This window comes from Streptomyces sp. NPDC050508 (assembly GCF_040655155.1).
Taxonomy (GTDB): domain Bacteria; phylum Actinomycetota; class Actinomycetes; order Streptomycetales; family Streptomycetaceae; genus Streptomyces.
The window spans coordinates 60,624-75,588 of the sequence record NZ_JBFAJJ010000019.1 but is presented as its reverse complement, the minus strand read 5'-3'; the positions used below and the strand labels follow the sequence as shown (position 1 = coordinate 75,588).

The window sequence follows — 14,965 nt, the reverse complement described above, 5'->3', positions numbered from 1 at the left end:
CGGGGGTCACAGGGCGGCGGGGGCAGGACCGTGGGCCCGCCAGGTGGTGCCGCGGCGCTCGTGTGCGAACAGTTCCTCGACGGCGTGGGCGATCCGCGGACCGATCTCGCGCTCCAGCAGGTAGAGGCCCAGGTCGAGTCCGGACGTGACGCCCGCGCCGGTGACCAGGTCGCCGTCGTCGACGACACGGGCGCGGACGGCGTGGACGCCCGTGGCTTCGAGCCTGTCCAGGCCCAGGTGATGGGTGGTGGCGTTGCGTCCCTCGATGAGTCCGGCCATGGCGAGGACGAGCGAGCCGCCGCAGACCGCGGCCAGGGTGATCCGCGGATTGTCCATGGCGGCCTTCAGCAGCCCGGGCAGTTCGGTGGTCAGGGTGCGTCCGAGCAGGACGGGGATGAACTCGTCCTGCCGCCACTGCGCTGCGCTGTCGGCATCGGTGTCGGGCACCTCGCCCGGTTCCCCGACCCGGCCGGAGGCCCCCGGCACGAGAACGAGGCCGGCCCGGTCGGGATCGAGTGCGCCGGTGGCCCGCAGCGTCAGGCCGCCGGTGCCGCTGACGACGTCCCGGGGCCCTTCGGCAGAGACCAGCTCGACAGTGACGGCGCCGTCGGACGCGGTGCCGCCGGCGTACAGGACCTCATAGGGAGCGACGACATCGAGCGGGTCGAAGCCGTCGAACAGAACGATCTGGACGTGCATGTGGCGTCTTCCGTCGTAGGGGCTGCCGGTGATCACCGGCCTGTCCTTCGACGGTAGAAGCGGGGTGTGGGAGGCAACCAGAGGGCTCGGTGACAGGGTCCGACGGGATCTCGCCACGCCGAGCCGACCCCACGGAAACTTCTGCCGCAAGGCTTGACCCACCCGGTGGACAGGCGCACAGTCTCTCGTTAATGCGCATTAACTAATACGCATTAACGAGCGCCACCGATCGCGCCGGACCCTGCCCTGGAGGAGAGAAACCACTGTGGAGGAACACAGAAAGCGGCCCGGACGTACGCCCGCTCCCGCCGGGCGTACGTCACGGCCCCGGCAGGCCGAGGTGGCTCGGCTGGCGGGAGTGTCCCAGGCGACCGTGTCGCTGGTGCTCTCCCCGAAGCCCGACGCCAAGGGACGCATCATCTCCGAGGAGACCCGCCGACGGGTCCTGGACGCGGCCCGCAGCCTCGGCTACGTTCCCGACCCGGCCGCCCGGCGCCTGGCCGCCGCCCGCAACAACCTCCTCGGCGTCTTCAGCTTCACCGCCACCTTCCCGACCGAGGTGCAGCACTCGTACTACCCCTTCCTGGTCGGCGTGGAGCGCGAGGCGGCGGCGCTCGGCTACGACCTGGTGCTGTTCACCGGGTCGAGCACCGGCGGCGCAGGGGCCGCGGGTCCCGACGCCCTGAGCCGGGTCCGGCTCGCCGACGGCTGTCTCTTCCTCGGCCGGCACACACCGCGGGCCGAGCTCAAGCGGTTGGTCGAGGACGGTTTCCCGGTCGTCCACCTGGGCCGCCGCGAGGAGTTGGAGGGCGTGGCATGGGTGGGCGCGGACTATGTCGAGGCCACGCGTGAAGTGGTGCGCCATCTGGCCGAGTCGGGGCATCGGCGGATCGTGCTCGTCCGCGAGGACGACGACGCGCCCGCTTCGGCGGACCGTCAACGCGGCTTTCTGGAAGGGCTGGAGGCGGCAGGTCTGCCCTCCGGGCCCACGACCGTCTTCCGGTCCGCGGATCCGCAGCGGGACCTTACGCCCGAACGGCTGCGCGCCTGGGTCGGCGACGGGGTGACGGCCTTCGTCGCGGAGGAGACCGACACCGGGGCGGCCTGGCGGGCCTTGCTCTCCGCCGTACGCTGGGCGGGCCTCGACTGCCCCGGCGAGGTCTCTCTCGCCCTGCTCGGCAGTCCGCCCTCCGACCTGGCGGGTGAGCCCGAACCGACCGGATTCGACATCCCCCGGCCGCAGTTGGGCGCCGCGGCCGTGCGCTTGCTGGCCGCGCTCGTCGCGGGTGAGGAGGCGCGAGAGCCACTCGTCGGCTGTGTCTTCCGGCCAGGTCTGACGGCCGGGCCGCCGCGTGACCGTTCCTGAACACGGTCCCCGCAGACTCCCATCCCCCCATCAAGGAGAAGCGTGATATCCGAAGCCGACATCCTCGTTGTGGGCGGCGGTCTCGGTGGCGTTGCCGCCGCACTCGCCGCCTGCCGGGCAGGACGCAGCGTCGTGCTCACCGAGGAGACGGACTGGATCGGCGGCCAGCTCACCAGCCAGGCCGTACCGCCCGACGAGCACCCGTGGGTCGAGCAGTTCGGGACGACCGCCTCGTACCGGCGGCTGCGCGAGGAGATCCGGCGGTACTACCGCCACTGGTACCCGCTGCGGGCCGAGGCCTTGGCGCTCGCCGACCTCAACCCGGGAGCGGGCCGCGTCAGCAAGCTCTGCCACGAGCCGCGGGTCGCCCTCGCCGTCCTTGAGGGCATGCTCGCACCCCACAGGGCAGCGGGACGGCTGACCGTACTCACCGAACACCGGCCGATCTCCACCGAGTCGGACAACGATGTCGTACGGTCGGTGACGCTGGAGGACCTGCGCGACGGGGCGCATCGCACCCTCACCGCGCGGTACGTCCTGGACGCCACCGAGACGGGTGAACTCCTCCACCTCGCGGGCGTCGAGCACGCGAACGGGGCAGAAGCGCGCGGCGAGTTCGACGAACCGCACGCTCCGGACGAGGCTCAGCCTCTCAACCAGCAGGGCATCACGGTCTGTTTCGCGCTCTCCCACCACGAGGGCGAGGACTACACGATCGACCGCCCGCAGGACTACGGCTTCTGGCGCACCTACCAACCCTCTTTCTGGCCGGGCCCGTTGCTCGGCTTCGAGGCGCCCGACCCGCGCACGCTGGAGCCGGTGCCGCGGACCTTCGTACCGAATCCGGATCTCGATCCGCTCGGCATCTCGGCCGACCAGAGCGCCGATGCCGGCGACAAGGAACTGTGGGGTTTCCGCCGCATCCTCGCCCGCAAGCTGCACGCGCCGGGCGCCTTCGACTCCGACATCACGCTCGTCAACTGGCCGCTCAACGACTACTGGCTCAAGCCGTACATCGGCCAGGAGGCCGAAGCGCTGCGCGGGGCACGGCAGTTGTCGCTGTCGCTCCTGTACTGGCTGCAGACGGAAGCGCCGCGCTCGGACGGCGGCACCGGCTTCCCGGGGCTGCGGATCCGACCGGACATGACCGGTACCGCGGACGGTCTGGCCAAGGCGCCGTACGTCCGCGAGTCCCGGCGTATCAAGGCGGTCACCACGGTCACCGAGCACGACGTGGCGATCGACCTCGTCGGGCCCTACGGCGGTACCCGTCACCGTGACTCGGTGGGTGTCGGCAGCTACCGCATCGACCTGCATCCCTCGACCGGCGGCGACGGCTACATCGACATCGGGTCCGTGCCGTTCGAGATCCCGCTCGGCGCGCTCGTGCCGCGCCGGGTACGCAACCTGCTGCCCGCCGGCAAGAACATCGGCACCACCCACATCACCAACGGCTGCTACCGGCTCCACCCGGTGGAGTGGAACGTCGGCGAGGTCGCCGGTGCCCTGGCCGCGCACTGCGTCGCCGAGGAAGTCGAACCGCATCAGGTGCAGGCCGAGGACAAGCGGTTCGAGGAGTTCGCGCGGCTGCTCGACCGCGACGGAGTGCAACGCCACTGGCCGGACGTACGCGGCTACTGAACCACCCCCGCGTGGACGGGAGTTCGGGCGGGGCGGCTCCGTCCGCCCCGCCCGGTGACCGCCCGCGCGAACCGATCCCAGCACAAGGAGGTGCCAGGACATGAACACATCCCGCATCCGCGTCGGCATCGACGTGGGCGGAACCTTCACCGACGCCGTGGCCGTGGACGCCACGACCCTCGAACTCCTGGGGCAGGTCAAGGTCCCCACCAGCCACCATCACGAGGACGGTGTCGCGCACGGCATCGTCGTCGCGCTGGACCGACTCCTGGAGCAGACCGGCCGCGCCCCAGCGGACGTCGCTTTCCTGGCGCACGGTACGACCCAGGCGACCAACGCCCTCCTGGAGGGCGACGTCGCGACCGTCGGACTGATCGGCATCGGGACCGGTCCCGGCGCGGTGCTGACCCGCCGCCTCGCAGCGTTCGGAAAGCTCGAACTCGCCCCCGGCAAACGGCTTCCGCTGGTCTACGCCCATGTCACCGACCCTCAGGACACGGCGGCCGTCCGACGCGCGGTCGAGGAGGTGAAGGGCGAAGGCGCTCAAGTCCTCGTCGCCAGCCAGCCGTTCAGCGTCGACCGCCCCGAGGGCGAGCAGGCGGTCCTGGACGCGGCACGGCCGTACGGGCTGCCGATGACCGCCGCGCACGAGATCACCTCGCTGTACGGACTGCACAAGCGGACCCGAACCGCCGTGGTCAACGCGGCGATCCTGCCCCGCATGCTGGCCACCGCCGACCTCGTCGACGCCTCCATCACCAAGGCGGGCGTGACCGCTCCCCTGATGGTGATGCGCTGCGACGGCGGTGTGATGGCGCTCGACGAGATGCGCCGCCGACCGCTCCTGACGGTCCTGTCGGGACCGGCCGCCGGGGTCGCGGGCGCGCTGATGCAGGAGCGGGTGAGCGAGGGCGTGTTCCTGGAGACCGGCGGCACCTCAACCGACATCAGCGTCGTGCGCCGCGGCAAGGTCGCCGTCCGGCACGCCACCATCCTCGGCAGGACCTCGTATCTCAATGCCCTCGACGTGCGCACCGTCGGTGTCGGCGGCGGTTCCATGGTGCGGATCGGCGACGGCCGGGTGACGGGTGTGGGGCCGCGCAGCGCGCACATCGCGGGACTGCCGTACGCCTGCTTCGCCTCCCCCGACCAGCTGCGCGACGCCAGGGTGGACACCGTCCGGCCGATGGACGGCGACCCCGCCGACTACGCCGTGCTCGACGCGGCGGGCGGGCGGTTCGCCGTCACGATGACCTGCGCCGCCAATGCTCTCGGCCGCGTGCCCGAGGGCGACTTCGCCCAGTGCGATCCCGAGAGCGCGCGTGCCGCGATCGCGCCGCTGGCCGCGCATCTGGGCACGGACGTCGTGACGGCGGCGACTCGGATCCTCGACGCGGGCGTCGCCCAGGTGAAGACGGTGGTGGACGCCATGGTCCGCGACTACCGCCTCGACAAGGACACGGCGGTCCTCGTCGGAGGAGGTGGCGGTGCCGCGTCCGTCACCCCGCACCTCGCCCACGCCAGCGGCATGGAGGGGCGGATCGCCCGCCACAACGAGGTCATCAGCCCCATCGGGGTCGCCCTGGCGCTCGTACGGGAACAGGTCGAGCGGATCGTGCCCGGCGCCACACAGGAGCAGATCCTCGCCGTCCGGGCCGAGGCGGAGCGGGCGGTCGTCGCACAGGGTGCCGCCGCCGAAGGCGTCGAGGTCGAGGTCACCGTCGACCCGCAGACCAACACCGTGCGCGCGGTCGCGACCGGCGCCACCGAACTGCGCACCCAGGACCGGTCCCACCGCGCCGACGACACCGAGCGGCTCCATGCCGCGGCGGCCAGCCTGAAGACCGACCCCTCAGCGGTCCACGTCCTCGCGAGCACCACCGCCCACACCGTCTACGGCACCCAGACACGCCGCCGCCTACGGCCGACCCGCCGCCCCATCCGGATCGTCGACGTGGACGGCGTCGTACGCCATCACGCCGCCGACGCCCGGGTGGAGACCACCACCGTGGCCGGTGCCCCGGAGGTGCTGGCCCGGCTGGTGGGCGAGTCCACCTCGTACGGCGACGGCGGGGTACGCGCTCCCGCCCTGCGGCTGTTGCTCGGCTCCCGCATCGCCGACCTGTCCGGTGTCCTCGATCCGCACCCCCTACTGGCGCTGGCCCAGAGCGAGTTGCGGGCCCGCGCGGCCGACGAGCCGGTGGTCGCGGTCCTGGAGGTGCGGTCATGACGCCCACCGAACTCGCCCTCCAGGACCGGGGGTTGGCAGATCTCGCGTCCGTTGACGACCTCGAATGGGGTGTGCGGCTGCTGGCCGCCACTCCCACCCACGAGGGCCGCGACCGCGATCTGCTACGCCAATGGGCCCGCAGAGCCGACGAGTTCGGGGCGCACCTCGCGCCCATCCCCTCCACCGCGCGCGTGGTCGAGCGGGACGGCGGGCTGGAGCTGATGCTGCTCGCCCGCTACACGTCACGGCCCCCGACGGTCGAGCTGTACGCCGACACGCTCGCGCTGGCCGAGGAGTTGGTCGAGGTCCGTGGCTGGCGTGCCTGGTACCCGCCGGGTTCGGTGCGCGCCGCCGCTCTCGCCCACGAGACTGTGCACGCCCGGCTCCACCACGGACCCGAGAAGGCCGCGCTCAGGCAGGCGCTCGGCCACACCGTGCTGCGCCTCGGACGCCACCGCGTGGCCGGTCATGTCGCCGGTGCGGAAGAGGTCGCCGCGCACGCCTACGCCCGAACCGTCTGCGGACTCGGCCGCAGCCCGCTGCTTCTGACCGCCGCGCTGCGTGCGGCACTCCCCCGGCCCGGAAGAGAGAAGTGACCCATGGGTGTCGTCATCCTGCTCGTCATGGCGGCCGGTGTCGCCCTGATGCTCAGCCGCAGACTGCCCACCGCCTTCGCGCTGGTGCTGCTCGCCATCGTCATCGCCTGCCTCGCCGGGGCACCGCTGACCGGCAAGAACAGCGTGCTGGACACCGTCCTCCAGGAAGGCGCGCCGACCCTCGCCGCCACCATGATCGCGATCATTCTGGGGTCCTGGCTGGGCAAGCTCCTCGACGAGACCGGCATCGCGGGCACGCTCGTCCGCAAGATCGTCGAGTTCGGCGGTGACCGCCCGACCGTGGTGGCCCTCGGCGTCCTCGGCGTGTCCGCACTCGTCGGTACGGTGACCGGCTCGGCACCCGCCGCCATGCTCGCCGGCATCATCGGCATCCCCGCGATGATCGCCGTCGGCGTGCCCAAGGTGACGGCCGCGGGGACGGTGCTGATGGGCATCGCCGTGGGCATCCCCTTCGAGTTGCCGGTGTGGCAGTTCTTCTCCACGGCATTGGAGCTGCCGATCCCGACCGTGCGCGGCTTCATGGTGAAGCTGTTCCCGTTCGCGCTGGTCGCCGCCCTCGCGTTCGTCTTCGTGGAGACGCGCCGGCGGGGCACCGAGCACGCCTGGTCGCTCAAGTCCGTTGACGCGAAGCCTCGTTCACGACGCAAGGAGCTGGGCGACGCGCCCTGGTACGCGCTGCTCGCCCCGGCCGTCCCGCTCGTCCTCGCCCTGGGCTTCGAACTCGCCATCATCCCCTCGCTGTTGGCGGGCGTCCTGTACGCACTGGTCACCACGACCCGGCCCGGCGCGATGAACAAGCGGCTGCTGCGCACCCTGTACGGCGGCTTCGAGGTGGCCGCCCCGCCGATTGCCCTGTTCATCGCCATCGGCGTCCTGCTCGCGGCCGTGAAGCTGCCGGGCACCGTGGACGCGCTCGAACCGCTCGTCAAGGCCGTCAGTCCGCACAACACCGTGGCGTTCGTGGTCGTGTTCACCCTCCTGGTCCCGCTGTGCCTCTACCGCGGCCCGCTCAACATCTACGGTCTCGGCGCGGGCATCGCCGGCGTCCTCATCGCCACCGGCATCTACCCCGCCGCCGCGGTCCTCGGCATGGCCACCTCGTACAACCAGGTCTTCGGCGTCGCCGACCCCACCAGCACTCAGACCGTGTGGAGTGCCCAGTACGCGGGCGTCACTCCCCACCAGGTCATGGTGCGCACCCTGCCGTACGTCTGGGCGGTCGCCCTCGGCGGCCTGTGCGTCACCGCCGCCACCTACCTCTGAGCCGTACACCTTCCGGAATTGGAGCCCCCATGCCCGAACAGCACCTCGACCGGCGTCTCTTCCTGCGCGCCACCGCCGCCACCGGAGCCGCCCTCGCCGTCGGCACGTCCCTGGGCGCCCAGTCCGCGTCCGCGGCGCCCGGCGGATTCCCCGACTACGCCTACGTCCGCACCCTTCTGACGCCGTCTCAGCTGAAGTACAACCCCACCGGCGAGATCATCTTCCCCACCATCAGAGGCGTCTACGACAAGCTGGCCTCCCCCCTCGGCCGCTACTACCTGTACTACGCGCCGCACGACGCGCCCGGCGGGATCTGCCTGGCCTACGGCGACTCGCTGGAGGGGCCGTTCACGGAGTACCCGTCGAACCCGATCGTCTCCAACAAGTGGTCCCCGTACTACTCCGTCAGCCATGTCTCGTCCCCGCACGTGCTGTGGAACGCGGACGCCAAGGAGTTCTGGCTGTACTTCCACGGCGAGAACACCACGACCCGCCTCGCCCGCTCGGCCGACGGCATCCACTTCACGTACGACAAGGTCGTGCTGTCGGCGTCCATGCTCCCGGCGGGCACCACGGAGACGTCGTACGCGCGGGTCTTCCGGCAGGACCTGCCCGCACGCGGCGCCCGCTACGTGATGGTCTTCATGCTGAACAACACCACCAACCACCGTGACATCCACTGGGGTTGGTCCGCCGACGCCCGCACCTGGACCTACGACCAGCAGCCGCTGGTCAGCCACAGCGACGTCGGCGCCGTCAACATCGGCGGCCCGCACCTTCTCTACCGCGACAACAGCACCTACGTCGTCTACAACAAGGACAAGGAGAGCGGCGGCGACATCATGATCACCGAGGTCGGCAACGACTTCAGCAAACGCAACCACCTCGGTGTCTTCTACAACTCACGCAGTACGGCTCCGGAGAACGGCCGCTCCGCGTCGCCGTCCTTCGGCACGGACGGCGGTGTCCCGTACATGGTCTACGAGGCGGGAGAGCGGCTCGCGGGGTCCATCGCGGTGGCCCGGGGCTGACCGGACAGGCCACTTCACCGCCCGACCGCCTCCAGCCAGAACGCCTTGCCCTTCGAGGTGTTCTCGGACAGGTCGATCGGCAGTCCCTCGGCACGCAGCCGCCCACCCGTGAACTCGCCCTTCGCGGTGTGGGCCTGGCTGCCGTCGTCGTCAATCGTGATGTCGGTGACGGCATAGGTCGTGCGTTCCTTCAGCCAGCGCACCTTCGCGTCGACCGTGCTCTGGGGTGTTCCGGCCGCGGTCGCGATGAGGAGAGCGGTACGGCGCCGGGCGTCCGCCCACATCCACACGTACGGGCCCTTGCTGCTGTCCCACTCGGTCGTGTCCCAGCCCTGGCCCAGGTACACGGGCAGGAACTGACCGTCCGTCAGGGCAATGATCTCGGGCCGCTTGCGCCAGGCGTTGAAGACTCCCATCAACTTCACGGCCGCCTCCGGCCACTTGGTCGCGTCGCCGGGGTCCTGGCCGAACTTGACGGCGCGGACAGCAAGGTAGGAGTAGTAGTCCTCCATGCGGCCGGTCATCCTGCCGCCGTTCATGTACGTCGACCCCATCGGCAGGTGTCCGAACGCGGTGAGCGCCGTGCGCAGTGACAGGTCCTCTCCGGTGATGCCTCCGTTGGAGGTGTTCCAGCCGTTGTACGCAATGTGCAGCAGGCCGTTGTTGCGGTCGCCCTGGGTGGGGGCGATGTCGAGTTCGCTGGTGAGCTTGGGGAGGTACTGGGGGTTCTTCGTCACCAGGTCGTTGAGCATGGTCCTGGTGAGGACGGCCTTGCGGTAGACGTTGTCGCCCGCGTGCGAGTAGGCGGTCGTCCGCTCGTTCTGCCAGTACTCGGTGAGGTCGATCATGTGCTGGGTGACGCCGTAGTCGTTGAGCAGCGTCTCGATCTGGCCTCTCTTGTACGCCAGTTGGGCCGGGTCGGCGAGGTCGCGGCCCAACAGGTGGCCGTCTCCCGTCAGGGAGAACCACAGGCCGAAGCCGAGCCCGTTGTCCTGGAGCGTCTTCGAGAGCGTGGCCAGGCTGGTGATGGACTTCTTCATGGAGTCGCTGGGTTCGATCGAGTCGCGGGTGGTGTTCCAGTAGTCGTCGAGCATCACCATGTCGAGGCCGGCCCGGCTGGTCTGCGGGATGACCGTGTCGTAGTAGTACCCGGCCGGCAGTTCACGGCCCGAGCCACCGCGGTAGTCCCAGTCGTTCTGGTGGAAGAGCGTCGTGGTGTGGTGGTACTTGAAGCGCTTGCGGAAGTGCAGTTCGTCGGCCATCTTGCCGTCGACGACATCTCCCTCGAACACGGTCAGGTTCACCGCGAGGTACTCGAACTCCTCCCCCGGCAGCAGCGTCAGTTGCAGCGCTTCGGGGTGTGTGTCCACGGAGACGGTGTCCTGCTCGTGCCAGGCGTTGATGCCCGCGAACGGCGGCAGCATGTAGTCGGTCGGGTAATTCCCGTTGCCGCGCTGTGTCTTCCAGTTGAGCTCGGGGCTCACGCTCCAGCCGTCGCCGGTGTCGTACACGGCGAGGGCCTTCTTCGGCCAGGACCTGCCGACGGGCTCCGTGCTCAGCGAACCTCGGGTGCTGAACCACTTCATGTTCGGGACGTAGTGCAGGGTGTGCGGCTCGTCCGGCAAACGTAGTTCGATCACGGTGGAGCGGGTGAGGGTGAGTTCGCGGGCCGGGTCCTCGTTGCGGACGAGGGTGAAGTGGCGCAGGCCCGCGTCGCCGTCGTAGATCTCGAAGACCAGGGTGACGCGGAGCGGGCGGGGCGCGGTTCTGTGCAGGGGGATGCGGACGCGCTCGCCGACCCGGCAGGATCTCTCCTTCGTGCGTACGGCGATGACTTCCCTGCTCGCCGCTCCCAACCGCCAGCCTCCGTCGTCCGCGCGGACGGTGTCGGTGCCGTCGAGTTCGTGGGCGAACAGCGACGAGGGCGCGCTCAAGTAGTCCCGCCCGGCCCGCTTGTTGAGGAGTCCGGTGAGCTGAATCCCGCCGTTCCGATAAGTCACGGTGGCGCGCAGAGAGTCGTTCTCGAAGGTCCAGTCCCTGGATCTGTGTCGGATGGTGTCCGACACCGCGGCGGCGGATCCGGTGCCTGCCGCGAAGAAGGCGGCCCAGGCCGCGCCGAGTAAGGATCGGCGGCTCACGGGAGACATCGCAGGGATCACCCTTCGTCGGCGGGAGGCTCGATGCGGAATTCGACGGCCGTGATGGCGAAGGCCAGTGGCCCGGGCAGGAGCAGGGCGAGCAGCGGCAGCATCCACAGGAACGCGACGCACAGACCGACCGCTGCCACGATCAGCGCGCAGCCCGCCGGGTCGGCGACAGAGCGTGACGCGGCCCGGTTCAGGGCCGGACGCCAGCCGCGCGCCACCTCCGGATCAGCGGCGGCGCGCAGGGCGAGGACAAGTCCCGTGGCCGCGAGAACGGTCAGTGCCCATGACACCGGACGGGCGCCCGGAAGGCCTGCCCTCGCGAGCGCGAGGTCGAGGACGACCAGGGTCACGGCGGCGAAGACCGTCACGCCCGCCAGCAGGGAACGGCGAAGGCCGTGCGCGCGGAACTCCGCGGCGTACTCCCCCATGGTCACCGGCCGGTCCTCGCGGATCGAGCGGCGCAGGACGGCACCGGCCGCGGCGAGTGCCGTAGGAGCCGTGATCAGCGGGAGTGAGGCGACCGACGTAGCCAGACCTACGGCGAGCATGTCGGCGAAGAGCGTGAAGCGGGGGCCGAACAGCTCGCCGGGTTCCCGGCGTTGGGGCACGAAGGAACTCATGGGCTCAGCCCTTCAGTCCGGAGGTCGCCATGCCCTGCACCAGGTAGCGCTGGAAGGCGAAGAAGAACAGCACGATCGGCACGATCGAGATCACCGACATCGCGAACATCGGGCCGTAGGCGGACGTGCTGGACTGGTCGACGAAGTTGCGCAGGGCGAGGGTGATCGTGAACTTCTCCGGGTCGAAGAGGTAGATCAGCTGGGTGAAGAAGTCGTTCCAGCTCCAGATGAAGGTGAAGATCGCGGTGGTGATCAGCGCGGGCCGGGTCAGCGGGAGGACGACCGACCAGAAGATGCGGAACGGTCCGCAGCCGTCGATGCGGGCGGCCTCGTCCAGTTCGCGAGGCAGGCCGCGCATGAACTGGACGATGAGGAAGACGAAGAATGCCTCCGTGGCAAGGAACTTGGGCAGGATCAGCGGCCAGTAGGTGTCCACCATGCCGAGCTTGTTGAAGATGATGTACTGCGGGATCAGCACGGCGTGGTGCGGCAGCATCATCGTGGCGATCATGAAGCCGAACATCGGGCCCCGCATCCGGAAGCGCAGCCGCGCGAAGGCGTAGGCGGCGAGGGAGCAGGACACGACGTTCCCGATCACCGAACCGACGCTGATCAACAGGGAGTTGAGCAGGAGCCGGGACACGGAGACACCGCTGACACCGTCCAGGGCGGTGGTGTAGTTCGACCACTCCAGGTGACTCGGCAGCAGCTTGAGGCTGGTGAGGACCTCGTTCGCCGGCTTCAGTGACGTGGCGAGCAGCCAGGCCAGCGGGTAGAGCAGGACGAGGAGTGCGGCCAGCAGCCCGAGGTGCTTCACGACGGTCACGGTGCGCGTTCGTCCGGCGTTGCCCTTGAGGCTGGGCACGGTCGTGGCCATCAGGCCCCCTCGTTGGCGTAGAAGACCCAGGAGCGCGAGGTCCTGAAGAGGACGAGCGTGACCGCGCCGATGGCCAGGAGCAGGACCCAGGCCATGGCGGACGCGTAGCCCATGTGCGAGGCGGAGAAGCCGCGTTCGTAGAGGTAGAGCGTGTAGAACTCGGTCGAGTCGGCCGGTCCGCCGTTGCCGCCGCTGATCGCGAACGCGGGCGTGAAGACCTGGAAGGACTGGATGGTCTCCAGGACGAGGTTGAAGAAGACCACCGGGGACAGCATGGGCAGCGTCACGGACACGAACCGGCGCCACCGTCCGGCGCCGTCGAGCGCCGCGGCCTCGTACAGGTCGGCCGGGATCTGCTGCAGCCCGGCCAGGAAGATGACCATCGGGGCGCCGAACTGCCAGGCGGTGAGCAGCGCGACGACGAACACCGCGAGGTGCGGGTCGGACACCCAGCCGCCGGTGTGGATGCCGATGGAGGACAGCAGCTCGTCGACGGTGCCGCCGTCGTTGTAGAGCGCCCGCCACACCAGCGCGATCGACATGCTCGCGCCGAGCAGGGAGGGGGCGTAGAAGGCCGAGCGGTAGAAACCCTTGGCCTTGCGCGTGGTGCTGAGCAGCAGCGCGACACCGAGTGCGAGGGCGAGCTTGAGGGGGACGGCGACCACGACGTACAGGAGTGTGGTGCCCACCGAGCGCCAGTACCTCGGGTCCGCGGTGAACATGTCGGTGTAGTTGCGCAGTCCGACCCACTTGGGCGGGTCGAAGAGGTCGTAGTCGGTGAACGACAGGTACAGGGACACGGCCATGGGGGCGAGCGTCAGGAGGACGACTCCGAGGATCCACGGCGAGAGGAACACGTAGGCGGGGCCGCTGCGTTGGACGCGCCTGCGGTGTTCCTGTGGTGCCGCGGTGGCGTGTGCAGTGCGGGGCGGTGGGGTGGCTGTGGTGGTCATCGCAGCTCCCGCTTCGCCTCGGCCACGTACTCCTCGGCGGCTCCTCGCGGGCTCTCCATCCCGTAGGAGACGCGCTGGTAGTCGCGGGTGAAGGAGACCTGGAGGACGACGTCGCCGCGGGGCGGCGCCATGGGTGGCGCGGACGTGCCGTGGGCGGCGATCTCGCGTCCGTAGTCGTAGACCTCCTTCTCCGGGCCGGTGAGGGTCTTGCCTATCGCCGCGGCGATCTTCCTGTTGGGAGGTGTGGAGCGGGTGACGCCGAGGATCTTGCCCGCGGCGGGGTCGTTGAGCAGGAAGTCGATCAACTCGGCGGCCTCCTTGGGGTGTTGGGTCCCCGCACCCACGCCGATGAGCATGGTCGGCTTGAAGTACTGGCCCACCTTGCCGTCGGTCGTGGGGACGGGCGCGAGGTGGACCTGGTCGCCGAGCAGGGGCGGATAGCCGAGGAAGGGGGCGTCCCAGTTGAAGTCGGTCGCGGCCAGGCCCCGCCCCATCGGGGTGTCCTCGACGGCACCGCCGACCTGGGCGGTGTCCCTGGCCTGCGAGAGGACGCCCTCGCGACGCAGCTTGTCGGTGAAGGTCCAGAAGGCGGTCAGGTCGTCGGCGGTGAAGCCGAGTCGGTGCTCGGAGGCGTAGAGCTCCTTGCCCCTGCCGCGCAGCCAGGTCTCGAAGGCGTCCTCGTTCACACCGAGGTCGGAAAGGCCGGTGTAGGCATGCCCGTTGGGGCCCTTCATACCGAGCGCGCTGATCTTCCTGCCCGCCTCGGCCCAGTCGTCCCAGGTCCAGCCGGGGCGGGGGGTCGCGACTCCCGCCTTCTTGAAGACCGCGGCGTCGTAGACGATGCCGGTCGTGCCCCTGCCCATCGGGAGGGCGTACTGCTTGCCGTCGTAGACGCCGGTGCTGGTCAGGGTGTTGTCGAAGTCGGCGGTCCGGAGCGTGCCGTTCTTGAGGTAGGGGCTGAGGTCCAGGAGGGTTCCGCTGCCCGCGTACTGGGATATCTGCCGGTAGTCGAGCTGTGCCACGTCGGGGAGGTCGCCGCCCGCCGCCTGGGTGGCGAGCTTCTGCACATACGCCGGGTAGCCGGCGAAGGAGGTGCGCACCGAGATGTTCGGGTGCCGTTTCTCGAAGAGGGCCACGGCCTCGTCGGTGCGTTGAGCGCGGTCGTCGTTGCCCCACCAGGCGAAGGTGAGTGTCACTTTCCCGCCCGCTTCCGTGCTCTGCCCGTCGGCGCAGCCGGTCAGGCCGGCGAGGAGCAGGGCGAGCACCGTACCTGCGACGGTGCCGAGCGTGCCTCGTCTGCGGCGCATGCTGGGTCGTGTCATGGCGATGCCTCCTGGGCGTGGCTTCGACATCGATGTCGGAGGTCAGGAGTGGGTGACCTCGCCGGCAGGAGGTGCGGAGGGCCGGCCGGGGCCCGTGCATCACCGTCGAGGGTCGTCGGTCATTGCGGGTGGGGGGAGCCGCCGGGAGGAAGACCGCGACGTGCGCGTCGTCGCGAGGATCTCTCCGCCGGCTGGGCGA

Annotated in this window: 12 protein-coding genes; 6 read left to right on the top strand and 6 right to left on the bottom strand. The window is 70.0% G+C overall.

Going from position 1 to position 14,965, the window contains the following annotated elements; translation table 11 throughout:
- Positions 1–6: 6 nt before the first annotated feature.
- Positions 7–699 carry a DJ-1/PfpI family protein gene (locus tag AB0I69_RS39440; RefSeq protein ID WP_363100658.1) on the bottom strand — a complete coding sequence of 231 codons (693 nt, stop codon included), beginning with the start codon at positions 697–699 and terminating at the stop codon, positions 7–9.
- Positions 700–964: 265 nt separating this feature from the next.
- On the opposite strand from AB0I69_RS39440, the gene AB0I69_RS39435 reads away from it, so the two are divergent.
- The 6 genes from AB0I69_RS39435 (at position 965) to AB0I69_RS39410 (ending at position 8,847) form a co-directional block, all read left to right on the top strand.
- Positions 965–2,065, top strand: coding sequence for a LacI family DNA-binding transcriptional regulator (locus AB0I69_RS39435; RefSeq protein ID WP_363100580.1), 1,101 nt, complete (start codon positions 965–967; stop codon positions 2,063–2,065).
- A gap of 42 nt (positions 2,066–2,107) precedes the next feature.
- Positions 2,108–3,706 (top strand): FAD-dependent oxidoreductase, encoded by a 1,599-nt coding sequence (locus AB0I69_RS39430; protein WP_363100579.1) that lies wholly within the window; start codon positions 2,108–2,110, stop codon positions 3,704–3,706.
- A gap of 100 nt (positions 3,707–3,806) precedes the next feature.
- Positions 3,807–5,936: a hydantoinase/oxoprolinase family protein gene (locus tag AB0I69_RS39425; RefSeq protein ID WP_363100578.1), complete on the top strand. Its 2,130-nt coding sequence runs from the start codon at positions 3,807–3,809 to the stop codon at positions 5,934–5,936.
- On the top strand, positions 5,933–6,532 hold the full coding sequence (locus AB0I69_RS39420; protein ID WP_363100577.1) for a hypothetical protein: 600 nt from the start codon (positions 5,933–5,935) through the stop codon (positions 6,530–6,532). Before AB0I69_RS39425 ends, AB0I69_RS39420 begins: the two co-directional genes overlap by 4 nt.
- Positions 6,533–6,535: 3 nt before the next feature.
- Entirely contained in the window at positions 6,536–7,816 is a 1,281-nt protein-coding gene (locus AB0I69_RS39415) for a transporter (RefSeq protein ID WP_363100576.1), read from the top strand.
- A gap of 29 nt (positions 7,817–7,845) precedes the next feature.
- Positions 7,846–8,847 carry a hypothetical protein gene (locus AB0I69_RS39410; protein WP_363100575.1) on the top strand — a complete coding sequence of 334 codons (1,002 nt, stop codon included), beginning with the start codon at positions 7,846–7,848 and terminating at the stop codon, positions 8,845–8,847.
- 14 nt (positions 8,848–8,861) lie between these two features.
- Here the strand turns inward: AB0I69_RS39410 and AB0I69_RS39405 are convergent, their stop codons facing one another.
- The 5 genes from AB0I69_RS39405 to AB0I69_RS39385 are packed head-to-tail and all read right to left on the bottom strand — an operon-like array spanning position 8,862 to position 14,766.
- Complete coding sequence (locus AB0I69_RS39405; RefSeq protein WP_363100574.1) at positions 8,862–10,985, bottom strand: hypothetical protein; 2,124 nt, start codon at positions 10,983–10,985, stop codon at positions 8,862–8,864.
- A 17-nt stretch (positions 10,986–11,002) separates the two neighbouring features.
- A complete protein-coding gene (locus AB0I69_RS39400; protein WP_363100573.1) occupies positions 11,003–11,614 on the bottom strand; it encodes a hypothetical protein in 612 nt (203 codons plus the stop codon).
- Positions 11,615–11,618: 4 nt separating this feature from the next.
- Complete coding sequence (locus AB0I69_RS39395; protein WP_363100572.1) at positions 11,619–12,491, bottom strand: carbohydrate ABC transporter permease; 873 nt, start codon at positions 12,489–12,491, stop codon at positions 11,619–11,621.
- Positions 12,491–13,444: a sugar ABC transporter permease gene (locus AB0I69_RS39390; RefSeq protein WP_363100571.1), complete on the bottom strand. Its 954-nt coding sequence runs from the start codon at positions 13,442–13,444 to the stop codon at positions 12,491–12,493. The genes AB0I69_RS39395 and AB0I69_RS39390 overlap by 1 nt, the downstream gene beginning before the upstream one ends.
- A complete protein-coding gene (locus tag AB0I69_RS39385; RefSeq protein ID WP_363100570.1) occupies positions 13,441–14,766 on the bottom strand; it encodes an extracellular solute-binding protein in 1,326 nt (441 codons plus the stop codon). Before AB0I69_RS39385 ends, AB0I69_RS39390 begins: the two co-directional genes overlap by 4 nt.
- Positions 14,767–14,965: the final 199 nt, after the last annotated feature.